The organism is Pantoea sp. Lij88, assembly GCF_030062155.1.
Classification (GTDB): Bacteria; Pseudomonadota; Gammaproteobacteria; order Enterobacterales; family Enterobacteriaceae; genus Pantoea.
Genome location: NZ_CP118269.1, coordinates 2,716,417 through 2,742,742, shown reverse-complemented (window position 1 = coordinate 2,742,742; position 26,326 = coordinate 2,716,417). Strand labels below are relative to the sequence as shown.

At 55.6% G+C, this 26,326-nt stretch carries 23 protein-coding genes and 1 pseudogene; 16 read left to right on the top strand and 8 right to left on the bottom strand.

The features are described 5' to 3' along the window. Positions 1-92: 92 nt before the first annotated feature. Positions 93-1,007, bottom strand: coding sequence for a threonine/homoserine exporter RhtA (rhtA, locus tag PU624_RS16630; RefSeq protein WP_283545866.1), 915 nt, complete (start codon positions 1,005-1,007; stop codon positions 93-95). Between the two features lie 367 nt (positions 1,008-1,374). Here rhtA and ompX point away from each other — a divergent pair, with 367 nt between their 5' ends. After that, positions 1,375-1,887, top strand: a complete 513-nt coding sequence (gene ompX, locus PU624_RS16625; protein ID WP_283545865.1) for an outer membrane protein OmpX — start codon at positions 1,375-1,377, stop codon at positions 1,885-1,887. Between the two features lie 231 nt (positions 1,888-2,118). Here ompX and PU624_RS22240 read toward each other — a convergent pair whose 3' ends face one another. Next, the gene (locus tag PU624_RS22240) at positions 2,119-2,310 is read right to left on the bottom strand and encodes a hypothetical protein (protein WP_033782439.1); all 192 of its coding nucleotides are present in this window, start codon (positions 2,308-2,310) and stop codon (positions 2,119-2,121) included. A gap of 253 nt (positions 2,311-2,563) precedes the next feature. Here PU624_RS22240 and mntR point away from each other — a divergent pair, with 253 nt between their 5' ends. From mntR to PU624_RS16585, 7 genes are all read left to right on the top strand, one after another. Next, a complete protein-coding gene (gene mntR / locus PU624_RS16615; protein ID WP_003850512.1) occupies positions 2,564-3,022 on the top strand; it encodes a manganese-binding transcriptional regulator MntR in 459 nt (152 codons plus the stop codon). Between the two features lie 20 nt (positions 3,023-3,042). Continuing rightward, complete coding sequence (locus PU624_RS16610; RefSeq protein WP_283545864.1) at positions 3,043-4,152, top strand: SLC13 family permease; 1,110 nt, start codon at positions 3,043-3,045, stop codon at positions 4,150-4,152. A gap of 149 nt (positions 4,153-4,301) precedes the next feature. Continuing rightward, positions 4,302-5,447, top strand: a complete 1,146-nt coding sequence (locus tag PU624_RS16605; protein WP_283545863.1) for an HlyD family secretion protein — start codon at positions 4,302-4,304, stop codon at positions 5,445-5,447. Continuing rightward, a complete protein-coding gene (locus tag PU624_RS16600) occupies positions 5,444-7,012 on the top strand; it encodes a DHA2 family efflux MFS transporter permease subunit (protein ID WP_283545862.1) in 1,569 nt (522 codons plus the stop codon). Before PU624_RS16605 ends, PU624_RS16600 begins: the two co-directional genes overlap by 4 nt. A 1-nt stretch (position 7,013) precedes the next feature. After that, entirely contained in the window at positions 7,014-8,543 is a 1,530-nt protein-coding gene (locus PU624_RS16595; RefSeq protein ID WP_283545861.1) for an efflux transporter outer membrane subunit, read from the top strand. Positions 8,544-9,412: 869 nt separating this feature from the next. Continuing rightward, a complete protein-coding gene (locus PU624_RS16590; protein WP_003850507.1) occupies positions 9,413-9,814 on the top strand; it encodes an H-NS family histone-like protein in 402 nt (133 codons plus the stop codon). 177 nt (positions 9,815-9,991) lie between these two features. After that, the gene (locus PU624_RS16585) at positions 9,992-11,584 is read left to right on the top strand and encodes an ABC-F family ATPase (RefSeq protein WP_283545860.1); all 1,593 of its coding nucleotides are present in this window, start codon (positions 9,992-9,994) and stop codon (positions 11,582-11,584) included. 613 nt (positions 11,585-12,197) lie between these two features. Here PU624_RS16585 and moeB read toward each other — a convergent pair. Together moeB and moeA are read right to left on the bottom strand one after the other, a co-directional pair. Further along, positions 12,198-12,956 (bottom strand): molybdopterin-synthase adenylyltransferase MoeB, encoded by a 759-nt coding sequence (gene moeB / locus PU624_RS16580; RefSeq protein WP_283545859.1) that lies wholly within the window; start codon positions 12,954-12,956, stop codon positions 12,198-12,200. Continuing rightward, entirely contained in the window at positions 12,957-14,192 is a 1,236-nt protein-coding gene (moeA, locus tag PU624_RS16575; protein ID WP_283545858.1) for a molybdopterin molybdotransferase MoeA, read from the bottom strand. Between the two features lie 256 nt (positions 14,193-14,448). Here moeA and PU624_RS16570 point away from each other — a divergent pair. The 7 genes and pseudogenes from PU624_RS16570 (at position 14,449) to PU624_RS16540 (ending at position 22,210) form a co-directional block, all read left to right on the top strand. Continuing rightward, positions 14,449-15,408 (top strand): annotated as a pseudogene (locus PU624_RS16570) (isoaspartyl peptidase/L-asparaginase family protein). A 9-nt stretch (positions 15,409-15,417) separates the two neighbouring features. Further along, positions 15,418-17,274 (top strand): dipeptide ABC transporter ATP-binding protein, encoded by a 1,857-nt coding sequence (locus PU624_RS16565; RefSeq protein ID WP_283545857.1) that lies wholly within the window; start codon positions 15,418-15,420, stop codon positions 17,272-17,274. 54 nt (positions 17,275-17,328) lie between these two features. Further along, positions 17,329-18,864 (top strand): glutathione ABC transporter substrate-binding protein GsiB, encoded by a 1,536-nt coding sequence (gsiB, locus tag PU624_RS16560; RefSeq protein ID WP_283545856.1) that lies wholly within the window; start codon positions 17,329-17,331, stop codon positions 18,862-18,864. Between the two features lie 46 nt (positions 18,865-18,910). Continuing rightward, positions 18,911-19,840, top strand: coding sequence for a glutathione ABC transporter permease GsiC (gene gsiC / locus PU624_RS16555; RefSeq protein ID WP_283545855.1), 930 nt, complete (start codon positions 18,911-18,913; stop codon positions 19,838-19,840). Next, complete coding sequence (gene gsiD, locus PU624_RS16550; protein ID WP_283545854.1) at positions 19,837-20,742, top strand: glutathione ABC transporter permease GsiD; 906 nt, start codon at positions 19,837-19,839, stop codon at positions 20,740-20,742. Before gsiC ends, gsiD begins: the two co-directional genes overlap by 4 nt. Next, on the top strand, positions 20,739-21,188 hold the full coding sequence (locus tag PU624_RS16545) for a DUF4385 domain-containing protein (protein ID WP_283545853.1): 450 nt from the start codon (positions 20,739-20,741) through the stop codon (positions 21,186-21,188). The genes gsiD and PU624_RS16545 overlap by 4 nt, the downstream gene beginning before the upstream one ends. A gap of 386 nt (positions 21,189-21,574) precedes the next feature. Then, positions 21,575-22,210: a carbonic anhydrase gene (locus tag PU624_RS16540; protein WP_283545852.1), complete on the top strand. Its 636-nt coding sequence runs from the start codon at positions 21,575-21,577 to the stop codon at positions 22,208-22,210. 141 nt (positions 22,211-22,351) lie between these two features. Here PU624_RS16540 and PU624_RS16535 read toward each other — a convergent pair whose 3' ends face one another. The 4 genes from PU624_RS16535 to PU624_RS16520 all read right to left on the bottom strand — a co-directional run bounded on the left by PU624_RS16535 (position 22,352) and on the right by PU624_RS16520 (position 25,741). Then, the gene (locus PU624_RS16535; protein ID WP_283545851.1) at positions 22,352-22,660 is read right to left on the bottom strand and encodes a hypothetical protein; all 309 of its coding nucleotides are present in this window, start codon (positions 22,658-22,660) and stop codon (positions 22,352-22,354) included. A gap of 77 nt (positions 22,661-22,737) precedes the next feature. Beyond that, the gene (locus PU624_RS16530; protein ID WP_283545850.1) at positions 22,738-23,400 is read right to left on the bottom strand and encodes a DUF2931 family protein; all 663 of its coding nucleotides are present in this window, start codon (positions 23,398-23,400) and stop codon (positions 22,738-22,740) included. Next, positions 23,397-25,253 carry a type VI secretion system family protein gene (locus PU624_RS16525; RefSeq protein ID WP_502921574.1) on the bottom strand — a complete coding sequence of 619 codons (1,857 nt, stop codon included), beginning with the start codon at positions 25,251-25,253 and terminating at the stop codon, positions 23,397-23,399. Before PU624_RS16525 ends, PU624_RS16530 begins: the two co-directional genes overlap by 4 nt. Beyond that, entirely contained in the window at positions 25,250-25,741 is a 492-nt protein-coding gene (locus PU624_RS16520; RefSeq protein ID WP_283545849.1) for a PAAR domain-containing protein, read from the bottom strand. The genes PU624_RS16525 and PU624_RS16520 overlap by 4 nt, the downstream gene beginning before the upstream one ends. 188 nt (positions 25,742-25,929) lie before the next feature. Between PU624_RS16520 and PU624_RS16515 the strand changes: the two genes are divergently transcribed. Continuing rightward, complete coding sequence (locus tag PU624_RS16515) at positions 25,930-26,226, top strand: DUF3313 domain-containing protein (protein ID WP_283545848.1); 297 nt, start codon at positions 25,930-25,932, stop codon at positions 26,224-26,226. The last annotated feature ends 100 nt before the right edge of the window (positions 26,227-26,326 follow it).

Sequence of the window (26,326 nt, the reverse complement as noted above, 5' to 3'; positions counted from 1 at the left end):
ATAGTCAGCGCAGGAAAAGGCGAAGGTTAAGAATAATTCTCATGATGAGCATGATTGTTATTTAGCCCGCCACCAGGGCGAGCTTAACGGGTTTATTTCTGACTATCGTCTGCTAATTCAACGCTGTTTATCTGACTCTTTTTCGGTCGCATGGTCAGCGTTGACCCGGCCGAGGCGATGATGATGGCCAGCAGCGCCAGCCACTGTAGTCCGGTCAGGGTTTCTCCCAGAAACAGCATGCCGGAAAAGGCGGCCATAGCCGGTTCCAGACTCATCAGCGTACCGAAGATGCGCGCCGGTAAGCGGGTGAGGGCGATCATCTCCAGCGAGTAGGGAATGGCGCTGGAGAGCAGGGCAACCAGCAACGCGACTGGCATCACGGCCCAGGTCCAGATGCCACTTTCTGCGAACGTCAGCCCCAGCGGCACAAAAATCACCGAAGCAATCAGCGAACCGATGGCAACGGTTGCAGGGCCATGTTCTGCACCTGCCCGCTGTCCTGCCAGGATATAGATCGCCCAGCAGGCACCCGCACCCACGGCCAGCGCTGCGCCCAGCGGATCAATTGCGGTCATGCCGGTGCCAAAAGGCAGCAGGAACCACAGGCCAATCACCGCCAGCAGCACCCAGACAAAATCGAGCGGGCGACGCGATCCAAACAGCGCCAGCGCCAGCGGACCGGTAAACTCCAGTCCCACCGCCACGCCCAGCGGCACGGTACGAATTGCCAGATAGAAGGTGAAGTTCATGGTGCCCAACGCCAGACCATACATCAGCAGTGGCAGACGTTGCTCCCGGCTGAAGCGTAAACGCCAGGGTTTGAAGATGACACAGAGGATCAGGGTGCCAAAGCCCAGACGCAGCGCGGTAATCCCGGTCGCACCGACGGCAGGAAACAGGCTTTTCGCCAGCGAGGCGCCGCCCTGCAGCGACAGCATCGCAATCAGCAGTACGGCAATCGGCAACACTATCGGGGTAAGATTTTTTGCAGCGGGAGAGGCAGACATCCTGTGTACTTTTCCTGGTCATCAACGTAATGAGTGAGCCAGTGTAAGGAAATGAGGGGCAAAAAAGCACGGATTTGTGTTTTAAATTTACTTCTGCTGAGCATTTTTTGGTCAGAATCAGGGCCATTTTGGTAAAGAAATGTCAGGATTTTTTAGGATTTTACTTAAAGAATGAAATGAGCACAAAATGATTGTTGCAGGAATATGACGCTTTTTATAAGAAAAATGAATGACATAGGTTGTCGCATTAACTTCCTGTTACACCAAACATTCTGTTAGACAACAAAATCCGGGCAGAGTTTCTCGCTATTTTTTGTTATATTTTCAGCGTTGTCAGGAGAGAAGTATTTTCACATTTGAGGTGGTTATGAAAAAAATTGCATGTCTTTCAGCATTAGCCTGTGTACTGGCAGTATCTGCAGGTTCAGCAATGGCACAGAGCACCGTAACTGGTGGCTATGCTCAGAGCGATTATCAGGGCGTTGCTAACAAAGCTAACGGCTTCAACCTGAAATACCGCTACGAAGACGGTTCTAACCCACTGGGTTGGATCGGTTCATTCACCTACACTGAAAAAGATCGTACCGAAGATGGCGTTTACAACAAAGGCCAGTACTACGGTGTGACCGGTGGTCCTGCTTTCCGTCTGAACGACTGGGCTAGCATCTATGGTGTTGTAGGTATCGGCTACGGTAAATACCAGGCTAACGATACTTCATCACGCGATAAAGCTGACACCAGCGACGTAGGCTTCTCTTACGGCGCAGGTATGCAGTTTAACCCAATGCAGGACATCGCTGTTGACGTTGGTTACGAGCAGAGCCGTATCCGTAACGTTGACGTCGGTACCTGGATTGCTGGCGTAGGTTACAGCTTCTAAGTTTAGCTTAGCTGACCTGCAAAAAAACGGCCCCTTGTGGGCCGTTTTTTATTGTGCTGATTTTACCCGCCATCTCCCACCTCTCTCCCTTTCCCGACCCTTTCTGAGAACTGAAGCCGATCAACAGCCATGCGACGCTATGCCGCAGGGCACTCTGTTCTGGCAGGAATTCAGAGAAGAAGGGGGGAAAGTGAGCCTCTCAGCCAGTGGCTGAAAGGCACTGAATCAGGATTAGCCGCGCCAGATCAGATTCTGGCAGCGACGATCGGCAGGCTTATGGCCCAGCAGTTTCTCAATCAACATCAGACGCAGTGTGAACGGGGAACGCGTCAGCAGGCACAGCCAGGATTTCATCTCCGTGGTTGTTTTCTTTTCAGCCTGGAAGCATTTGCTGCAATCTAAGCAACATTTCAGGGTGCTCATAGAATCACCTCCCAATCATTGTCGACGCGGTAGTCAGCAACCTGCGGTGAGAAGCGTCATCATCACCGGAGCAGTAAAGGATCCACAAGGATCGTACTTTTACTGCTTACATTATCATCGAATATAGCACTGGCTATATCGTTTAGCCAAGGCTAATGACGAAAAATTTGAGCTTCTTTGCGGCTGGTTTACAATGAGCGCAGCTAAATCCGTACAGCAGTGTCAGTACGGGAAATAATAATGAGGAAGCTGAATGAGTCGTCGTGCTAAAAGCGTGGTTTCTGCGCCAAAAGGACCACTGAAAGATATTGAAGAGCATGTCGAAGGTTTTCGGCAGGTGCGTGAAGCGCATCGTCGGGAATTAATTGATGACTACGTTGAGTTAATCTCTGATTTGATTGGTGAATTTGGCGAAGCGCGTCAGGTCGATATGGCAGCCCGTCTGGGCGTTTCGCAACCGACCGTGGCTAAAATGCTGAAGCGGCTTGGCAGTGCCGGGCTGGTAGAGCAGGTGCCTTACCGCGGTGTCTTCCTGACCAGCGAAGGTGAGAAGCTGGCAGAGGAGAGCCGCGCCCGTCATCATATTGTTGAAAGCTTTCTGCTGGCGTTGGGCATCAGTCCCGAAACGGCCCGACGCGATTCAGAAGGTATTGAACATCACGTCAGTGATGAAACGCTGGCTGTATTTAAGAAGTTCTCCGAAACCCGTTAACGCTAAGGCGTACCCTCACCATGCCTCAACTGCTTCGATCTTTTTTGCATGACTCAATTTTGCATTTATTAATCGTTATTGGTGTAGTTCTGGCATTTCTGGCGGATTTCCGCTGGGCCGATCTGCCCGGTGCCGTCGACTGGCACACGATTATCACACTCACCGGGCTGTTAATCCTGACCAAAGGGCTGGAAACCAGCGGCTACTTTGACGTGCTGGGGGGACGACTGATTGCCCGTTTCCGGCATGAACGTGCGCTGGCGCTGTTTATGGTGCTGGCTGCTGCGTTGCTTTCGACGTTTCTGACCAACGATGTGGCGCTATTTATTCTGGTGCCGCTGACGCTGACGCTGCGGAAGTTCTCACATTTACCTATCTCACGCCTGATCATTTTCGAGGCACTGGCGGTCAATGCCGGATCGCTGCTGACCCCGGTCGGTAATCCGCAAAACATTCTGCTGTGGAGTCACGGCAAGCTCAGCGTTATTGCATTCATTGTGCAGATGCTGCCGCTGGCCGCCTGGCTGCTGTTGAGCCTGGTGGTACTGACCTGGTTCAGCTTCTCAAAGCGGTCGATTGATAAGCATGAGAATCCGGAACAGCCGGAGTGGCAGAAGCCGCTGTTTATCGTCAGCGTGGTGTTATACCTGCTGTTTATTGCCGGTCTGGAGCTGGAGATCACCGGCTGGATACTGCTGCTGATCCTCGCCACCTTCATGGTGATGGCGCGTCAGGTATTGCAACGCATCGACTGGAGCCTGCTGGCGGTGTTTATCGCCATGTTTGTTGACGTCTTCCTGCTGACGCGCCTGCCGGTCATGCAGGCTCACTTTGATGCGGTAGCGCATTTCGGTCAGGGGCAGCTCTATCTGCTGGCGATTGGTCTGTCACAGGTGATCAGTAACGTCCCGGCCACCATTCTGCTGCTGCAGAAGGTCCCGCCGACCGAACTGCTTGCCTGGGCGGTCAACATTGGCGGATTCGGCCTCCTGCCGGGTTCACTGGCTAACCTGATCGCCCTGCGTATGGCGAAAGATCGCGCCGTCTGGTGGCAATTCCATCTCTTCTCCATTCCTCTGCTGGCCTGGTCAATGGCCAGCGGCTGGCTGCTTCTGCGGTTGCTTAATTAGGCCCGACGCGTCCTGCTGCCTCCCGGAGGTGGCAGGACGTGCGCCATTCCTCAAGTTTCGTAAAGTTGCACTGGATTTTGTCAGTTTCCGATATAAGGTTAACAGGACCTTTATGCCCGGAATCAGGGCCTTAGCCAGTGATGGGAACTATGAGCGAGAATAATCAACGCGATCCACACCAGCAGGACGCAGAAAACGCGACGGATAAGAGCCGTCAGTCAGAGGAAAATCAGGACAACGACCAGCAGCCTGAGCGTAAACGCCCCGGTAAAAAGCCGCTGATTATTCTGGCGGTGGTGGTGGTGATTATGCTGATTGTCGGTCTCTGGTTCTGGTTATCTACCCGCAATATTGAAACCACCGACGATGCCTTTACCGAAGGCGATGCCGTGACCATTGCGCCTAAAGCGTCCGGCTATGTCGTGAAGCTGCTGGTGAAAGATAACCAGCGAGTGAAGAAGGGCGATTTGCTGGTGGAGATCGATCCGAGCGACAACCGTGCCCAGCGTGAACAGGCCAATGCGCAGCTCGGTTTAGCGGTGGCTCAGCTGCATCAGGCGCAGGCCCAGCTGGCGCTGTCGAAGGTACAGTATCCGGCCCAGCGCGATCAGGCTCTGGCCGATCAGGCTAAAGCGGAAGCAAATCTGCTGAATGCGCAGGCGGATTATCGTCGCCAGCGTGGTGTCGATCCGCGCGCGACCAGTCAGCGTAATATCGATAGCGCCTCCGCGCAGTTACGTTCGGCGCAGGCGCAGTTACAGAGTGCGAAAGCCCAGACTGAAGTCGCGTCACAGGTTGCCCTGCAGATTCGTCAGCAGGAGACCAATGTTGAAGCGCGTCAGCAACAGGTTGAGCAGGCGAAGGCGCAGTTGAGCACGGCCGATCTTAATCTCTCCTATACCCAGGTTCGCGCGCCGTATGACGGATTTATCACCAAGCGTAACGTTCAGCTCGGCACGCTGGTGCAGGCGGGCTCCTCGCTGTTCTCGCTGGTTTCGCCTGAAATCTGGGTGACCGCAAACTTCAAAGAGTCTCAGCTGCAACGCATGAATCCGGGCGATAAAGTTGAAATCAGCGTCGATGCCTGGCCGGATATGAAGCTGGAAGGGCATGTCGATAGTATTCAGATGGGCTCCGGTTCCCGCTTCTCGACCTTCCCGTCAGAGAACGCAACCGGTAACTACGTGAAAATTGTTCAGCGCGTGCCGGTGAAAATCGTGATCGACAAGGGCCTGGATCCCAACCATCCCCTGCCGCTGGGTCTCTCAGTTGAACCGAAGGTAACGGTGGAATGAGTACGGCGCAGAGTTGGAAACCGGCCAGTAATCCGTGGTTAGTGGCGATCACGGTGACGCTGGCGGTGTTTATGGAGATCCTCGACACCACCATCGTTAACGTGGCGCTGCCGCACATCGCCGGTTCGCTCTCTTCCAGTTACGATGAGTCCACCTGGGTGCTGACCTCCTATCTGGTGGCGAACGGTATTGTGCTGCCTATCTCTGCGTTCTTCAGCCGGCTGTTTGGCCGTAAACAGTTCTTCCTGATCTGCATCGTCATGTTTACCATCTGCTCTTTCCTGTGCGGCATCGCAACGGAACTGTGGCAGATCATTCTGTTCCGCGTTCTGCAGGGTTTCTTTGGCGGCGGATTGCAGCCGGTTCAGCAGTCGGTACTGCTGGACTACTTCAAGCCGGCAGATCGCGGCAAGGCCTTTGGTCTCTCTTCTATCGCCATTATTGTCGCGCCGGTGATTGGTCCGACATTGGGTGGCTGGATCACCGACAACTACAGCTGGCGCTGGGTGTTCTTTATCAACATCCCGGTGGGCGTGCTGACCGTGCTGGCGATCTATCAGCTGCTGGAAGATCCACCGTGGGAGCGCAAATGGGCCAAAGGTAAGCTGAAGATCGATTACATCGGTATCAGCCTGATTACCTTAGGGCTGGGTTGTCTGCAGGTGATGCTGGACCGCGGCGAAGATGAAGACTGGTTCGCCTCGCACTTTATCGTGCTGTTCGCTGTTCTGGCGCTGGTCGGCATCGTCGGGGCCGTTTACTGGCTGATGTATGCCCGTAAACCGGTGGTCGATATCCTGGTGATGAAAGATCGCAACTTCTGGGTAGCCGGGCTGCTGATGGCGGGCATGGCGATGATTCTCTACGGCAGTTCCGTGGTGCTGCCACAGCTGGCGCAGCAGGATCTGGGTTACACCGCCACCTGGTCAGGGCTGGTGCTGTCGCCGGGCGCGGTGCTGATCGTGCTGACCATTCCGCTGGTGCTGAAACTGATGCCGATTGTACAGACGCGATACATCATCGCCTTTGGCTTCAGCTGTCTGGCCGTGGCGTTTTTCTACTCTTCTACCCTGACGCCGAATGTCGATTTCAAAACGCTGGTGATGATGCGTAGCGCACAGTCAATCGGGCTGGGTTTCCTGTTTGTTCCGCTGACCACTATCGCCTTTGTCACCATTCCGCAGCGACTTAATGCGGATGCCTCGGCGCTGTTTACCATGTTCCGTAACGTGGCCGGATCGATTGGGATCTCGCTCTCGACTGCGGCGATCACCGAGCGCGCACAGGCGCGGTCGGCAGATATGGTGCATAACATGACGCCGCTGAACGAGCCGTTCAACATTACGGTTCAGCACTGGGCGCAGGCGATACGCGACTTTACCTCGGCGGTGGGCGATCCCGTCACGCTGGCAACCGGACAGCTCTATCAGGAGATGATTGCGCAGTCGCGTATTCTCGCTTACATCGATGTCTTCTCAGGCCTGAGTATTGTCGCCCTGATTTTGATTCCATTTTGTTGGCTGCTGTCGCCGATTAAGAGCGAAGGCAGTGCAGGAGCACACTAACATGAAGGTTTTATACTCTCATCGCCTGAAACCCCTGAGTTTACTGCTGGCCCTTGGGCTGGCGGGTTGCGCCGTCGGGCCTGACTATCAGGCACCGAAACCTGTCGTGCCGGGAAGCTATAACACCCTGGATTCGCAGGAAGCGTCTAAGCCGCAAAATGCCGCAATTAATTCCCGCTGGTGGCGCAGTTTCAACGATCCGCAGCTCGACAGCCTGATTGAGCGGGCGATAGCGGGCAACCTGAGCCTGCAGCAGACGGTGCTGCGCATTGCTGGCGCGCGTGAACAGCTGACGCAGGCGCAGGGCAGTCTGTTACCCAGCCTGAGCGGGTCGGCCAAAGTGACGCGTCAGCAGCCTGGACTCAAAGGCCTGCTGGAATCTAATGGCGCAACCGATCAGCTCGACAGCAATGTGGCCAGCCAGCTAAATGGCCTGACCCAGCCGGTGAACCTCTATCAGGGCAGCTTTGACGCCAGCTGGGAGCTCGACCTGTGGGGCAAAGTGCGCCGTCAGGTTGAGGCCGCCAATGCTCAGCAGCAGGCCGCGATAGAACAGCGCAATGATGCGCTGGTCTCGCTGGAGGCCGAAGTGGCGCGAGCCTGGCTGCAGTTGCGAGGCGCGCAGACGACCATCCAGACGCTGCAGCAGCAGATTGAAATTGCACAGCAGACGACGGAGCTGACGCAAAGCCAGCAGCGTAATGGTCTGGCTCCGCTGACCGATGTGGAGAATGCCCGTGCCCAGCTCAGCACGCTGCAGGCGCAACTGCCGCAGTATCAGGCGCAGGCGCGGCAGGCGATGAATGGGTTAGCGGTGCTGCTCGGCAAGACACCGGGCGCGCTGGATGCTGAGCTCAGCACACCAAAAGCGCTGCCGCCGCTGCCGCAGTTTGTCCAGGTGGGCATTCCGTCCACGCTGGCACGCCGTCGTCCGGATATACGACAGGCTGAAGCGACGCTGCATGCACAAACCGCTGAGATTGGCGTCTCAGTCGCGCAGCTTTTCCCGAGCCTGTCTCTGACCGGCCAGCTGGGCGTGCGTAACACTGACGTCAGCTATCTCGATAACTGGAGCAGCCATTTCTACAACTTTGGCCCGTCGTTATCGATTCCGATTTTCCAGGGCGGACAGCTGGTGTCGAGCGTGAAGTTAGCGCGGGCGCAGCAGGCCAGCGCCGCGCTGGATTATCGTCAGACGGTGTTGACGGCGTTGCAGGATGTGGAGAATGCGCTGGTCAGTTACCGCGCCGATCAGCAGCGCGTTACCGCACTGGATGAGACGACTGGTGCATTGCAGCGCGCCTTTGATCTCGCCAGCGACAGTTATCGGCAGGGGCTCTCCACCTTCCTTGAGGTGCTGGATGCGCAGCGTCAGCTGGCGCAGGCACAGGAGCAGGCGACGCAGGCGCGGATGCAAAGTGCACTCGATTTAGTGGCGCTCTATAAAGCGCTGGGCGGCGGCTGGGAAACCTACCAGAACGTTGATATGCCGGATTACCCGGTATTTGGCCCGGCTACGCAGGCGAATTAATCCCCCGGCGGTCGCTGCCTCACTACAGCGACTGCCTTATCTCTCCCTCTCTCCGCGTTAAAACAGAAAGTTTCAGCCTGTCCAGGTCGTTCATGATGATCTAACCCGTTGAATAAGTGGATATCTCAGCATCATCCTCTCCGTCTCAGTCCGCAGAAAATAAACCACAGGCAACGGCAGGGATATTATCAGCGCCCCTGGCGAGTGATTATTTTTATGCTGCTGACGCATCCTGGATTGCCGTTTTTGAGCTGCGTCACTTTTCTGCATTTATTTTTTTGTCGATTTTTTAAGGTATCTCACGACTGAGCGAGCGGAGACGCGCGCGACTATTCGTCAGGCTGAACCAGAGCGCGCTGTTATTGTGCAGCGCGTCGCGCTCTGCGAATTATCTGACTCTGCCCTTAATCGCAGCGGCAAAAACGATTATCGGGCGGCAGGAGACATAATTAAAAAAACAGTCAGGCGGTAATTCTTTTGCGCTATTTAACGGTACTGCGGATGGCTTTTTAAGCATAATCTGTAAGCTGGTGTGACAGGGATCGCGCCTGGGGCACCGTTTTAAACTGTTATTGCCGGGACCCTGATTGTAAATAATGCTGCTATACAGCCCGCTTTTAGCGAACAGCGTTAACTATGCGCTACCGGTATAATCTGGCTGAAATCGTTTTCATTGGCTGAGTAAAAGTGCGATTTGTTGTTAATTCGGCGTTAATAAAACGGCAGGCACTGTCGATTTTAATAGTGGTATTTTGTCTGAATTAATACTTAAGAATTATCTGTAGCGTAAAAATAATTTATTTTTTTATTTGAATTAGGTAGTCTTGGCGCTACAGTTTTATTAACCCCCCTTAATCAAGGACATTGTGATGAGTGACGCATTTAAGGTACTGAACAATATTCGCACATTACGTGCCCAGGCTCGTGAACTGCCACTGACCGATCTTGAAGAGATCCTGGAAAAATTAACTGTTGTTGTTACTGAGCGCCGCGAAGAAGCAGAAGCAGAAGAGACGCAGAATCGCGAAAAAGAAGAAAAGCTGTCTAAATATCGCGAAATGCTGCTGGCTGACGGCATCGATCCTAATGAATTATTAGGTGCGCTGGAAAGCGGAAAAAAACGTACCAAGCGTGCGCCGCGTCCGGCTAAATATTCTTACACCGACGAGAACGGTGAGCAGAAATCCTGGACTGGCCAGGGCCGTACCCCAGCAGCGATTAAAAAAGCGCTGGATTCCGGTAAAAGCCTGGACAGTTTCCTGATCGATTGATCGACACAATCCTTGTAAGTGGGAGCCGGGGGGCCATTATGGCCCTCCGGCTTTTTTATTTCTGCCGGGATATCAATCACCCCGCCAGGAATCCACGCCTGACGCTGGCGTGCGCTGCGTCACATCTGGCATAATAGCCGCCGTTTTTTCATCCATTTCTTCACAAAGGTCAATGCCGTGTTAGTTAGCAGCAATATCACCATGCAGTTTGGCAGCAAGCCACTGTTCGAAAATATCTCCGTTAAATTTGGCGGCGGTAATCGTTACGGTTTAATCGGTGCGAACGGCAGCGGAAAATCCACCTTCATGAAGATTTTGGGTGGCGATCTGGTGCCGTCAGGCGGCAACGTCTCTTACGATCCTAATGAGCGCATCGGTAAGTTGCGTCAGGATCAGTTCGCCTTTGAACAATTCAGCGTGCTGGACACCGCCATCATGGGTCACCATGAATTATGGGAAGTGAAGCAGGAGCGCGACCGTATTTATTCTTTGCCAGAGATGAGCGAAGAAGAGGGGTATAAAGTCGGCGATCTTGAGGCGCTTTACGGTGAGATGGACGGCTATAGCGCCGAGTCCCGTGCCGGTGAGTTATTACTCGGCGTGGGTATTCCGGTTGAGCAGCATTACGGCCCGATGAGCGAAATTGCGCCGGGCTTTAAATTGCGTGTGCTGCTGGCGCAGGCGCTGTTTTCTAATCCCGATATTTTGTTACTCGACGAACCGACGAACAACCTGGACATCGATACTATTCGCTGGCTGGAGCAGGTGCTGAACGAGCGTGACAGCACCATGATTATCATTTCGCATGACCGTCACTTCCTTAATATGGTCTGCACCCATATGGCCGATTTGGATTATGGCGAGTTGCGGGTTTATTCCGGTAATTATGACGAATATATGACCGCTGCAACGCAGGCACGTGAACGTCTGTTATCTGACAACGCTAAGAAGAAAGCGCAGATTGCTGACTTACAATCATTCGTCAGTCGTTTTAGCGCCAACGCCTCTAAATCACGTCAGGCGACATCACGCGCTAAGCAGATGGATAAAATTAAACTGGATGAAGTGAAAGCGTCCAGTCGTCAGAACCCGTTTATCCGCTTTGAGCAGGACAAGAAGTTGTTCCGTAATGCGCTGGAAGTGGAAGGTTTAACCAAAGGGTTTGATAACGGTCCGCTGTTTAAGAATTTAAATCTGCTGCTGGAAGTGGGTGAGAAGCTGGCGGTAATTGGTGCCAACGGTATTGGTAAGTCAACGCTGTTGAAATCGCTGGTCGGTCAGCTTACGCCAGATAATGGCACGGTTAAATGGTCAGAGAATGCGCGTATTGGTTATTACGCTCAGGATCACGCCGATGATTTTGCCAATGACCTGACAGTATTTGACTGGATGAGTCAGTGGAAACAGCCTGGCGATGATGAGCAGACCATTCGCGGTATTCTGGGTCGTCTGCTGTTTTCGCAGGATGATATTAAGAAGCCGGCAAAAGTGCTTTCCGGTGGTGAGAAGGGTCGTATGCTGTTCGGTAAGCTGATGATGGAAAAACCGAACATCCTGATTATGGATGAGCCGACTAACCACCTGGATATGGAGTCGATTGAATCGCTCAATATGGCGCTGGAGATGTATGAAGGCACGCTGGTGTTCGTTTCGCATGACCGCGAATTTGTCAGCTCGCTGGCAACCCGTGTGATTGAGTTGAAAGCAGACAAGGTGGTGGACTTCACCGGTAATTATGAAGATTACCTGCGGAGTCAGGGTATCGTCTGATAAAAAACGGGGTGGCGCAGGCCACCCCGTTTTTTTGCCCGGCAGTGCTGAGCGCCCAGGGATGGTTTAAGCGACTTTCTCCGATCTGACCAGGTTCCCTAAGCAGGTAAAACGTCACCACTGTGCGGGCTTCAGGGAGCATACGCCTTTCGCAAAGACGCAAAAGACACCATCCATGGCATGCTCAGCGCGGGCCATCCCTGGCCCGCTATGCTTTGCTACAGGCGTATGTTCCCTTCGCTTTAAGTTTTGAGTTGTCTGTAAGTGGATTGAGCGTGGGATCGGGGAATGTGTTCGACGCAGGCCCCCATCGTTAAGAATTCTGATAAAGCCAGTTCAGAGTGAATTTGGCCGCAACGCATATGTTTAAAGCGCAGGGAACATGGTCAGAGGAGGAAAGCGTCCCGCGCCATGGACAAAAACGCCGGGAGCGTTTTTGAACAACGCGAAGCGTTGGCCCGGCAACGGGCGCACCTCAGGGATGAGGTGCGTAATCGCGCGGGCAGAGCGCCCAGGGATGGTCTAAGCGACTTTCCGATCTGACCGTGTTCCCTAAAGCAGGCAGAGTTCAAAACAGCGCTGGCTTCACTGAGCAGATGTATTGCTTTTGACCTTAAGCCCCACCGCCACACACTTCACAATGCGCGTCCTGCGCGACCTTCATGCTGCGGAACTCCGCGCTCATGGCATCATACATCAGCAACCGGCTGGTGGCGGGGGTGCCGAATCCGGTCAGCACCTTAATGGCTTCCATCGCCTGCATCGCACCAATCACGCCAACCAGCGGGGCCATGACGCCCGCTTCGACGCAACTCAGGGTCTGTTCACCAAACAGGCGGCTGATACAGCGATAGCAAGGTGTACCGGGCTGCCAGTTGAATACGCTGATCTGACCTTCCATCCGAATCGCGGCGCCGGAAACCAGTGGCACCCGCTGCTGCCGGCAAAGCCGGTTGAGCTGCTCACGCACCGCAACGTTATCGGTGCAGTCCAGCACCACCTGCTGCCGGGCAATCAGTGCCAGCAGCGCCGCATCATCCAGTTGACCGTTGACCGGATTCAGCTGGCAGTGCGGATTGATGGCGGCCAGGCTCTGCGCGGCGGAGTCCACTTTGGCGCGGCCAATATCCGCATCATGATGCAGGAGCTGCCGTTGCAGGTTGGAGTGCGACACGGTATCGAAGTCGAGCAGCGTCAGATTGCCGACGCCCGCAGAAGCCAGATAGGGCGCGGCAGCGCAACCGAGTCCGCCCAGCCCGACGACCAGTGCATGGCTCGCTTTCAGCCGCTCCTGACCGTCGAAATCAAAGCCGCGCAGGACAATTTGCCGGTTGTAGCGCAGCATCTCCTCATCGCTGAGTTCAGGCAGCATTTATGCCTCCAGCAGCACGTTGAAAGGCTCTACCTCAACCCATTCGCCCGGCTCAACGTTGCCGCGATCCCGTTCCAGCACAATAAAGCAGTTCGCCTGAGCGAAAGAGCTGAAGACGTGCGAACCCTGCATGCCAGTGGTCTCCACCTCCAGTTCACCCTGTGCATTCTGGCGCAGGATGCCGCGCTGGAAGTCGAGACGGCCCGGTGACTTTTTCAGTCGCGAGGCGCAGCGCACCTTCTGACGAGGCGGCAAAGCAGATTTTTGCTGGCCGGTGAGGGTGGCAAGCAGCGGCTGCACCAGCTGATAGAAAGTGACGGCGGCGGAGACCGGATTGCCAGGCAGACCGCAGAACCAGCTGCTGTTGAGGCGGCCAAAGGCAAACGGCTTGCCGGGTTTAATCGCCAGCTTCCAGAAGCTGATCGCGCCGAGCTCTTCCAGCATGCTTTTGGTGAAGTCCGCTTCGCCGACTGAGACACCCCCGGTGCTGATCACCACGTCGGCCTGCCGATCCGCTTCCTCAAATGCAGCGCGCAGGGCAGCGGGATCGTCTTTGATGATGCCAAGGTCGATGACTTCGCAGCCCAGCTTATGCAGCATCAGCGAGACGGCAAAACGGTTGGTGTCGTAAATCTGGCCTTCTGCCAGCGGCTCACCGACCGGCTGAAGTTCATCGCCGGTGGAGAAGATAGCCACCCGCAGTTTTCGCAGCACGCTGACCTGCGCAATACCCAGCGAAGCCAGCAGCGGCAGCTCCGCGGCGCCCAGACGCGTTCCCGCTTCCAGCACGACATGACCTGGCTGTATATCGTCACCGGTCAGACGGATATTTTGTCCCTGACGCACCGGCGCGGTAATCACAATCGCCTCGCCCTGGGTTTCGGTCTGCTCCTGCATCACCACCGCTTCACAGCCGGCGGGCACCGGCGCACCGGTCATGATGCGAATCACGCTGCCCTGTGGCCACTCACCGCTGAAGGGCGCGCCCGCAAAGGCTTTACCTGCCACAGGGAGCGGCTGTCCGCTGCTGACATCGGCCAGCCTGACGGCGTAGCCATCCATCGCGGAGTTATCAAAGGGCGGCACCGCAATCGGCGAGGTGACTGCGGTTGCTGTGATCCGGCCGACCGCGTCGGCCAGCGGCACGCTCAGGGAGTCGGTGACGGGCGTCAGCTGTGACAGCATTTTTTGTTGCGCCTCCTCAAGGGAGATCAAACCTGCAGTAAAACTTTCCATGAACAGTCCAGCCTGGTTGTTTCAGATGCTGCCTATTATGGGTCGGATTGGCCGCTGAGTCACATCGGTGTCGGCCTGGCGCGCCGGTTGTTATGGCAAAAAGGAAATAGAATGGTAAGAAAAGGTTATAACCACAGGAACAGTTTCCGCTTTACAACACTTAGCAGGCTTTCTATAGTCAAAAATCACCCAAACCCGGTGAAAACCATTTTAAATCAGTGTTTTTCGTCCTGATGCAACTACAGGGTAGAGCGTTATGGTCAATGCAGTGATCGCCATTCACGGCGGCGCAGGTGCTATTACGCGCGCAGCAATGAGCGCCGAAAAGGAACAACGTTATCGCTAGGCGCTACACGATATTGTCACTCAGGGTCAGCAGATACTGGCTCGGGGTGGCAGCGCACTCGATGCGGTGACCGAGGCCGTGCGACTGCTGGAAGAGTGTCCGCTGTTTAACGCCGGTAAAGGGGCGGTGTTCACCCATCAGGGCACCCATGAACTCGATGCCTGCATCATGGATGGCCGAACGCTGGAGGTGGGCGCGGTTGCAGGCGTGACGCGGGTTCGCAATCCGGTGCTGGCAGCACGAGCCGTGCTGGAAAAAAGCGAACATGTGCTGTTTATCGGCGAGGGTGCAGAGCAGTTTGCAGTGGCGAATGGACTGGAAACGGTCGCGCCTGATTACTTCTCAACGCCGGAACGCTGGGAGCAGTTGCAGCGTGCGCTCAACAGCGATACCGCAGTGCTGGACCATGATGGTGCCGCGCACAGCGACGATCCGCTCGACCCGGACCGTAAATTCGGCACAGTTGGCGCGGTTGCACTGGATCTTGAGGGCAACCTCGCGGCTGCGACGTCAACGGGCGGTATGACCAACAAACAGGCCGGGCGGGTCGGCGACTCGCCGCTGCCGGGTGCAGGCTGCTACGCCAGCAACGACAGCGTGGCAGTCTCCTGTACCGGCACCGGCGAAGTCTTTATGCGCACGCTGGCGGCCTACGATGTGGCTGCGCAGATGCGCTACGCCGGACGCTCACTGCAGCAGGCTACGGTTAACGTCATTCATGACAGCGTACTGGAACTGGGCGGGAGCGGCGGGCTGATTGCGGTCGATCGCGCTGGCAACGTGGCGCTGCCGTTTAACAGCGAAGGCATGTACCGGGGCGTTGGGCGAGTCGGCGAAGCGGCGGACGTCGCTATCTATCGCGAAAGTTAAGGAGCAGTGATGAGCGACAGGCAAACGTTACCGCCGCTGGCCCCTGAGCAGGTACTGGCAGTACGCGATCTCAATGTGCGTTTTCAGCACGAAGGCACCGTCACAGACGCGGTGCGTCATTTGTCGCTCGATCTGTTTCGCGGCGAAACACTGGCGCTGGTGGGGGAGTCAGGTTCCGGTAAATCGGTCACCTCGCTGGCGCTGATGCGGCTGATTGAGCAGGCGGGCGGCATCGTCAGCGGTGAGGTGCAGCTGCGTCGTCGTAACGGCGACGTGCTGGATCTGATGCGCGCCTCAAAAGGTCAGATGCGCCGGGTACGCGGCGCGGATATGGCGATGATCTTTCAGGAGCCGATGACCTCGCTGAATCCGGTCTTTTCGGTGGGCGAGCAGATTGCTGAATCCATTCGTCTGCATCAGGGCCTGAGTCACGCCGGTGCGCTGGCTGAGGCGCGCCGGATGCTGGACCTGGTGCGTATTCCCGATGCACACAATGTTTTATCGCGCTTCCCACACCAGCTGTCGGGCGGGATGCGTCAGCGCGTGATGATCGCGATGGCGCTCTGCTGCAAACCGGCACTACTGATTGCCGATGAGCCGACCACCGCGCTCGACGTCACCATTCAGGCGCAGATTCTGCAGCTCATCCGCGTGCTGCAAAAAGAGATGCAGATGGGGGTGATTTTTATCACGCACGACATGGGCGTGGTCGCCGAAATGGCCGACCGGGTTCAGGTGATGTATCGCGGTGAAGTGGTGGAAAATGCCCCGGTCGCCGAGCTGTTCAGCGCGCCGCAGCAGCCCTATACCCAGGCGCTGCTGGCGGCGGTGCCCAGGCTCGGCTCGATGCAGGGACAGCCCTTACCCGCCAAATTCCCGTTGCTGCACAGCGATGCGGTTGATGATGTGCCGCAGGATACGGTTCGCCGCCTGCAGCCACCGATTTTGCAGGTGCGCGATCTGGTTACCCGCTTTGATATTCGCGGTGGCCTGCTGAATCGCGTTAAAAGCCGGGTTCACGCCGTCGAAAAAGTCAGCTTTGATCTCTATGCAGGTGAGACGCTGGCGCTGGTGGGGGAGTCCGGCTGCGGTAAATCGACCACCGGGCGATCGCTGCTGAAGCTGGTGGCCAGTCAGGGCGGCACGCTGACGTTTGACGGCCAGCGGATAGACCATCTTTCCGGCGCCGCGCTGGCCCATCTGCGACGCGACATTCAGTTTATCTTCCAGGATCCCTACGCTTCGCTCGATCCCCGGCTGACGGTCGGCTTCTCAATTATGGAGCCGCTGCTGGTCCACAAGGCGATGCCGCGTCGTGAGGCGGAGCAGCGCGTTGCCTGGCTGCTGGATAAAGTAGGATTGCTGCCGGAACATGCGCAGCGTTATCCGCATGAGTTTTCCGGCGGACAGCGTCAGCGCATCTGTATCGCCCGCGCGCTGGCGCTGAATCCTAAAGTGGTGATCGCCGATGAGTCCGTCTCGGCGCTGGATGTGTCGATTCAGGCGCAGATTATTAATCTGATGCTCGACCTGCAGCGTGAGTTTGGCATCGCCTTCCTGTTTATTTCTCACGATATGGCGGTGGTGGAGCGTATCAGCCACCGCGTAGCGGTGATGTATCTCGGCCAGATAGTCGAGATGGGGCCGCGTCAGGCGGTATTTGAACAGCCTCAGCATCCCTACACCCGAAAACTTATGGCCGCGGTGCCGGTCGCCGATCCGGCTCACCGGCGTCGCGAACGTGCCTTACTGGTCGATGAGATCCCCAGCCCGATCCATGCGTTAGGGGATGAACCTGAAGTGGCGCCGCTGATGGAGGTGGCTCCGGGCCATTTCGTCGCCCGCCACGTTATCAGCGCGACCTGAACAGTGAAGATGTCGCCCCGGCGACCAACCCGACAGGGATTACAGGAGAACAAGATGCAGATGACGATGCGTAAAGGGTTACTGGCAGCTGGCGTATTAAGCAGCGCGATGACATTGCCCGCCTGGGCAGCACAGGATGCGGTGATTGCCGTGGCGTCCAACTTCACCACGCTCGATCCCTATGACGCCAACGACACGCTGTCGCAGGCGGTCGCGAAATCCTTCTATCAGGGCCTGTTTGGCTTCGATAAGGATATGAAGCTCACCAACGTGCTGGCGGAGAGCTATCAGGCCAGCGCCGATGGCCTGACCTACACCATTAAGCTGCGTCCCGGCGTTAAATTCCAGGATGGCACGGACTTCAATGCGGAAGCGGTTAAGGTCAACCTCGATCGCGCCAGCAACCCGGATAATCATCTTAAGCGCTACAACCTTTTTAAGCGCATCGCCAGCACCGAAGTGGTGGATCCGACCACGGTAAAAGTGACGCTGAAAGAGCCGTTCTCCGCCTTTATCAACAATCTGGCGCATCCGGCGGCGGCGATGATTTCGCCTGCCGCGCTGAAAAAATATGGTAAAGAGATCGGCTTCCATCCGGTGGGAACCGGTCCGTTTGTGTTTGAAACCTGGAACCAGACCGATTTTGTGAAGGTGAAGAAGTGGGACGGCTACTGGAAGCCAGGCTATCCGAAACTGGACAGCATCACCTGGCGTCCGGTGGTAGACAACAATACCCGTGCGGCAATGCTGCAGACCGGCGAGGCGAACTTTGCGTTCCCGGTGCCGTATGAGCAGGTGAAGCTGCTGGAGAAGAACAGCAAGCTGGATGTGGTGACCTCGCCTTCGATTATGCAGCGTTACATCAGCCTCAACGTCACGCAGAAGCCGTTCGACAACCCGAAGGTACGTGAAGCGCTGGAATATGCCATCAACCGTCAGGCGCTGGCGAAGGTGGCCTTCTCCGGTTACGCCACACCGGCAACCGGCATCGTGCCGCCTGCCGTCGATTTTGCGCAGACCTATCCGGCCATCAGCTACGATCCTGCCAAAGCTAAGGCACTGCTGAAAGAGGCGGGTTATCCGAACGGATTTGAAACCACGCTCTGGTCGTCACATAACCACAGCACCGCGCAGAAAGTCCTGCAGTTCACTCAGCAGCAGCTGGCGCAGGTCGGCGTGAAGGTGAAAGTCACCGCGATGGATGCGGGACAGCGCGCCGCGGAAGTGGAAGGCAAAAGCCAGAAAGAGAGCGGTGTGCGCATGTTCTACACCGGCTGGTCTGCCTCAACCGGCGAAGCAGATTGGGCGCTGACGCCACTGTTTGCGACCGCAGCCTGGCCACCGGCGATCTTCAATACGGCGTTCTACAGCAATCCTGAGGTCGATAAAGATCTGGCCGATGCGCTGAAAACTACAGACCGTGCTGAGAAAGCGCGTCTTTATAAAGATGCACAGGACACCATCTGGCAGGACCATCCGTGGATCCCGCTGGTGGTTGAGAAACTGGTTTCTGCCAACAGCAAAAACCTCAGCGGTTTTTATGTGATGCCCGATACCTCATTCAATTTTGATGAGGCCACTCTGAAGTAACGGAGCCGGCCAGCCCGCGTGGCTGGCCGCTGCTGCAGGATGTTGCATGTTTAACTATTTTCTCAAACGACTCTTTGGGCTGATCCCGACGCTGCTGATTGTGGCGGTGCTGGTGTTCCTGTTTGTTCACCTGCTGCCGGGCGATCCCGCACGCCTGATCGCCGGGCCGGAAGCCGATGCCTCCGTGGTAGCGCTGGTGCGTCAGGAGCTGGGGCTGGATCAGCCGCTACCGCAGCAGTTCTGGCATTTCATGCTGAATGCGCTGCAGGGCGATTTTGGTCAGTCGATGGTCTCGAAGCGGCCGGTTGCGGATGAGATCGCCTCGCGCTTTATGCCGACCCTGTGGCTGACGCTGGCCAGCATGATCTGGGCGGTGATTTTTGGCATGACTATCGGCATCGTTTCGGCTGTCTGGCGTAACCGCTGGCCCGATCGACTGGGGATGACGCTGGCGGTGTCGGGCATTTCGTTTCCCGCCTTTGCGCTGGGCATGCTGCTGATGCAGGTCTTCTCGGTGGAGCTGGGCTGGCTGCCAACCGTGGGTGCTGACAGCTGGAAACATTACATTCTGCCTTCAATCACCTTAGGCGCGGCGGTGGCGGCGGTCATGGCGCGCTTTACCCGCGCTTCATTCGTGGAGGTGATGCAGGAAGATTACATGCGGACCGCCCGGGCCAAAGGGGTGCGCGAGTCGCTGGTGGTGGTGAAACATGGCCTGCGCAACGCGATGATTCCGGTGGTCACGATGATGGGGCTGCAGTTTGGCTTTCTGCTGGGGGGATCGATCGTCGTCGAGGTCGTGTTTAACTGGCCGGGACTGGGTCGTCTGCTGGTTGACTCGGTGGCGATGCGCGACTATCCGGTTATTCAGGCCGAAGTGCTGCTGTTTTCACTGGAGTTTATTCTGATCAATCTGTTTGTCGACATGCTCTATGCGGTAATCAATCCCGCTATTCGCTTCAAGGAGTCGCGATGAAAAACTGGCGACGTGAGGCGGCACTGAAAACGATGCCGCTGATGACGGAAAATCGGGTGCGTACGCCGTGGCGGGAGTTCTGGCGGCGTTTCCGGCAGCAACCGGTAGCGCTGCTGGCCGGGGCGTTTGTGCTGCTGCTGATTATACTGGCGGTGATCGCGCCATGGATTGCGCCGTTCGACGCAGAGAACTACTTCGATTATGACCGGCTCAATGAAGGACCCTCACTGTTGCACTTCTTTGGCGTCGATTCGCTGGGCCGCGATATCTTCAGCCGGGTGCTGGTCGGTACGCGGATTTCCCTGATTGCCGGGTTCTTCTCGGTGGTGATAGGCGCACTGATTGGCACATTCTTTGGTCTGTTAGCCGGCTATTACGAAGGCTGGTGGGACCGCATCACCATGCGCATCTGCGATGTACTGTTTGCCTTCCCCGGCATTCTGCTGGCGATTGCGGTGGTAGCGATTATGGGCAGCGGCATGAGCAACGTGATTGTGGCGGTCGCTATTTTCAGTATCCCGGCCTTTGCCCGCCTGGTGCGCGGTAATACGCTGGTGCTGAAGCATCAGACCTATATTGAGTCGGCACGCAGCATCGGTGCATCTGACTGGACGATCCTGATGCGGCATATCCTGCCCGGCACGGTCTCGCCAATTGTGGTCTATTTTACGATGCGTGTCGGCACCTCGATCATCACCGCCGCCAGCCTGTCGTTTCTGGGGCTGGGCGCACAGCCGCCCACGCCGGAGTGGGGCGCAATGCTGAATGAAGCGCGGGCCGATATGGTGATGGCGCCGCACGTGGCCATTTTCCCCAGCCTGGCCATCTTCCTTACGGTGCTGGCATTTAATTTGCTCGGCGACGGGCTACGTGACGCACTTGATCCTAAACTAAAGAGATGAAACCTTTCGATTATGATCAGGACTTCAGCACTATCGACTTCCGTCAGCATCCCGAACTTTATCAGGTCGGGCGTGGCGAGCAGGGTGTGCTGATGGTCGAGCCTTATAAAGGCGAAATTCTGCCGCACTGGCGTTTTCGCACCGTTCCCATTGCTGAAGAGTCCGCTGAGAAAATCATGGCGCTGTTTGAAGATTACCGGCGTCAGGACGATTTTGTTGGCATGGATATGGCGCGCAAATTTATCCAGATGGGGTACACCCGTGCGCGCCGTTACAGCAACCACAAAGGCGGACGCAAGTATGACGCGGACGGCAAAGAGTTGCCGCGCGGCGTCAACGAGGAAAAGGCCGCTGCGGCGGCGGTTTTCAAAGCGTACTGGGACAAACTGCGTGAAGATGAGGACTACCTGAAACGCAAAAAGGCGCATCAGCAGCAGTATGGCTGAGTGCTGAATCTTTCCGTGATGGCAGCCTGGTGCATGGGCTGCCCGCCACCTCTTCCGGGTCGGTTCCCGATTCGGCGAAAGCTTTCTTCTGACTCTTCCCCCGACGTAAAGTAGTGAAAAAACGCGTAAAAGCCGGTCCGCGGCACAGGCAAAAAAAGCGTGTCGATTAAACCCTGCCGTTTCCGGTAACTTCCCGTGCTATAAAAAGAAATCCGCTCCGGTGCCGCTGCCCGACAGATAAGCGAAACGCTGAAAGTCGCAGCGCTTCACGTCTGACTGAAAAACGCGGGTTGATATTCACTTGTTTTCATTAATAATAAACCCGCTAACCCCACTGAGGGGGCTATGCCCCTCAGGTAATGAATGGATAATGTGAGAGCTAAATAATGAAAGAGATCATCAACGGATTTCTGAATTTCCAGCAGAATGTGTTTCCTGAAAGGAAGGATCTTTTCAAAAGCCTGGCGTCAAATCAAAATCCGAAAGCGCTGTTTATCTCCTGTTCAGACAGCCGTCTGGTGCCTGAACTGGTCACACAGCAGGAGCCAGGAGAGCTGTTCGTTATCCGCAATGCGGGCAACATCGTTCCCTCATTCGGCCCGGAGCCAGGCGGTGTCTCTGCCACTATCGAATATGCGGTGGTCGCTCTGGGTGTCTCCGACATCATCATCTGTGGTCACTCTAACTGTGGTGCGATGAACGCCATCGCCTCCTGCGCCTGCATGGACACCATGCCTGCGGTTGAGCACTGGCTGCGCTATGCCGATGCGGCAAAAGCGGTGGTTGAGCAGCGTGAATATGACTCACCAGAGAAGAAACTGAACGAGATGGTCAAAGAGAACGTCATCGCTCAGCTCAACAACATGAAGACGCATCCGTCAGTCTCCGTTGCCCTGCGTAACGGCAAACTGCGTCTGCACGGCTGGGTTTACGACATCGAAACCGGCACCATCATGGCGCTGACCCAGGGTGGTAAGCAGTTCATTACCCTGTCGGACAATCCTGATACCTGCTTCGAGTAATGCTTTTCACCCGCTGCGTCCTGCGGCGGGTTTTCACCGAACGTCCTGCACATATAACTCCTTTAAACAGCGCTTATTTCAGCATTGCCTGTTCATAGCGGCCCATTCATAAAATCGTGTCAGCGCAGCGACAATATTGTTTCAGGTCCGGACAGCGACGCGCCGCTTCTGGCTGAACCGCCTCTGTATGTAGTCGTGGCGCAGAACAGTGCGATCTAACGCACGGCAGGCTATTTGTTGTCGCTCAAGCCAGCCCGGAAATCGGGTAAGACTATAGGCATTGGTACACCAGATATTAAAACCCGGGCTTGATGATTCAACCAGGTAGCGTAAAGCATTCACCTCACGGTCAAATAGTCCATTCTCCTCGGGGAGGAAAAGCTGGCCGTCAATAGTACCCAGCCGATCAACCCGTTCAGGTGTACAGTTCAGGTTGGTGGAAACCAGCATAAAGCCGGCCCCTCAGACCGGTAAAACAGATGCCATCGCCCCAATGCATATTGCCCGACAAATTTCATCTGTCGGTGTTACCAGCTGCCATAGGGATAGGTTTTCCCTTTGATAAAGTCAGGGGTTTCACCGTAATAAACATACCCGTTGGGATGTTCCGTAATCCCTTTACAGGCATCCAGTTTATCCCCGGACAGCGTGGTGATTTTTACCGGTTCAACCGGCAGATTGTCGATCGGGGCGGTGTTCTGAAGCCAGATGCGCACTTTGCCTTCTGGTGCCAGCCCAAACAACAGCGTGTTATACCAGGCCGTATTCCCACGCCAGTCCTTTCCGGTTGGCACCGACATTTTTTCCCGCAGGACAGGTGAGAAGGTGATGCGCGTCTCATAGGTCTTTTTATCAATGACTGAATCCCAGCAGAACAGCATCTGTGCGGGAGGATGCCTGACTTTATTAAACTGAGCATGCCTGCTGACCCGACTGCTCCAGCTTCCCACACTGTCAGGATTTTCCTGAGTGCTGTCCAGCGTCCGGAAGGTGGAAACCACCTTTTCGTTGTCGATGATCAGCGCCTTTGTTACCACTGCAGGTAAGGCTCGCGGGGTTAAAAACGCAAAATCGACCTCCCCGTAATGCATTTCGGCGGTGTCTTCCGGCGTCTGCGCTTCGCCTGTGCGACAACCGCTGACCATGACCATGACCAGCATCAGCAGGGGAATAAGTGCTTTCATTTTCATACCTTCTTCCCGTCCATGCTGTAGACAGAACGTTTCCACTGCTCATCCGGCCGGTTGATAAAGCCAATCAGCTCTGAGGGTGATGCGCCCCCGTGAATGAAGCCATCAGTATTCACCACGATGGCATTCCAGTTGGCTGAGCAGTGAATATACTTCTTCGCAATCACGTCCAGCTCATCCTGACTGAACGCCTGAGGCATCTGGCCGCTGCGTGCTGCCTTACCCATTCCCAGCGCCTTATCACACAGGGAAGACAATTCATCAGAAAGAGTCATGTTCGGATTAGCCGGATCGACAGGGTCAAACACCACCCCGGCTTCCCGTGCAGCCTCAAGCATCACCCTGAGCGCCACGCGGGACCAGTCGTTTCTGACGTTCCGCCCCCGCAGGGTCAGCGCCGCAAAGCTGCGCTTCTGCATCTGGACGTACCTGTCCGGAGGAAGTCTGTCGTCATGCCAGGTTTCTGCCGATATTTCATTTGTCCGCAGCAGCGGGGCCAGGCAAGGCGACCTATCCAGCGTCTGCAATTGCGCTACTGTCTGCCGGTAAGCCTGGGTCTTTTCGCCGGGCAGGCTGTACGGCACCGTCTCCGTTGCAGGACGGGTCAGAAACAGGTCTTCCTTCGTGACGGGCAGATAACCACCGCCGATATCGGAATGCACGCCGGGCAACGCCAGTTCCGGCCAGGCCGGTTTCACGCTGTTCAGCGCGAAGTTAAAGCGGCACTCGTTCGCGGCAGTGATGTGGAAAACCTTCTCCGCCACGCCGGGGCGCAAGGTGAGTTTCACATCGCCGGTATTTGCGCTATGCGGGTTCATACCGTTAACCGGCGTGCCAATGGCGGCAACAGTATCGAAAATGCCGATGAAGCGGGTCTTTCCTGAAGGAGAACCATTGAAGGTCGTGTCAGCCATACCCTGGCGGATGGCGCTGATAATGGACGGGTCTTCTGACTGTACGCGGTTGGCAAAATGACGGGCTGCTGCAGCCCCGCGGCTGAAACCAAAGATGTCGAACTGCAGGGACTTGATTACAAGCTCACGGTCTGTCACCTGCCTTCTGATATCCCTGATACTCTCATTCAGTACATCATTCATCCTGGCTACAGCATTATCTGTTTTAGCAACAACCCCTGTATCGGATATACCAAAACCCTGCCCCAGCATGCTGTCAGGTTTACCCGCGTCGGTGCCGATACCGTCAATATAAATGGCAGACTGGACGGTTCCTTTATCTACAGGTATGTCCTGTTTATACAACATACTGAGCCAGTGAATATTGGTGTAATACCCGGTATAGCTGGTAGCACCGCTGCCCGACACGCCAAAATTTTCACGGGCGCACTTTGCCAGAATAGACTCGGCTTCCGGGTCATCCAGATTGTAATGACCTGCGGTATATGCTTTCAGCATGTTCTGCGTGTTAACGGCATTGTTGCCGGTGCCGTCAAAGAACACACCAATGGTCAGCGTGATTTCCCGTGCCGGTTTCTCTTTTTTTGCGGCCTGCGCGTGCTGTTCCGGCTCCGGTGATGCCGGTGCAGAAACCAGAGGACGGCTTTTAGTAATCGTATCCGGTGCGATCAAAAAATTCGTGCCCTGCGGGCACCCGCAATGGATCTTTGAGCCGTCAACCGCGACAGCGGCGCTGTTTGAGAGCCGGTAATCGCCACTCACAATGATCCCCACTTCTCCGCATTTCGGACAGGGGGTGGTCTTGTCACCGATATAAAGTTTCAGCAGACCCATAACTGACATGCCGGGGCGGGCCGCGATACATTGTGCCCCCGTGGAGGTCATATCCCCGTGCAACCCGACGTTTTTACCGTGAATAACACAGCCTCTTCGGGTCATCGGCTCAGCCCTCTGCCGGTAAAAAAACCGGCATCCATCGGCAAACCTTTACGCACATTCAGTATGCATCCCGCCTGCGGGGTGCTGATAATCACATCTCCATTATTTAGCTGGCTGCCAACCCGCGCTATCCCCCGCCCGTCTTTGGTATATTTCATGCCGCTGCCGGTAACAATACGGGCGGTAGTCCCGTCGGAATAAACCACTTCATCACCTTCCAGCGCAATACTGGCCTTCTGTTCGTTTTCCAGCGCTATTTCAGAGCCGTTCAAGGCAGTACTTACCACCCCGCAGCGTTGTATCAGCGCCCCGTCAACAGCAATCCGGTAAACAGCTATCACCGGATGGTCCCGCAGGAACACCTCCTGTTCTTTTACAACCTCACGGGCTCCCTCTGGCATACCAGCCTTCTTGTCAGTTGAAAATGGTGGGTGCGCCAGTGAGGCAACTAATTCCGGTGTCAGTAAGTTGGTACATTGCTGTTCCATGTCAATTCCCTCTTGTTCCTGTGATAAGCGCGCCAGCAAAAGCGATGCGACAGCAGACATATTCCATGATGAGAAAATGGAGGTTTACACAGGGGAGAAGGATGAAAATTGAGCAGGGTCAATACAATATGAGTCATTGATTCATTCAGAGATCTTAAGCTTGCTTAAACCTTACTGGCACCAGCGAGTTGAACATACGTAAAACGTTAGTTGCTGCTCTGCTGGCAGTCTCCGCACTGTTGCTCAGGGGATGTACTTCTCATGTTACGAATAAGCAGCACTATTCGAATCTCTTAGCCGATTACAGTCAGCTGAAGCCGTCTGATTCGGCCAGCGATGCCGGGACCAGCAAACCGTCGATTCGGGTCGTGCGGAAAGCTTTTGCCAAAACGGTCATCAACAGTGTGTCGCGAATCACCTTTGATGACCTGAAGCCAGGTATCGATATGCTGGTCCGTGACACGCTAAGTTTCAACACGCCATAACCTTTCAGGGCGGCATACCCTTGTCGCCCAATTTAATCTTTTGTAAAGCCTCAGGTTCACCCTGCGACGGATGACTACGCTTAAGGTCACGCTATCCCGT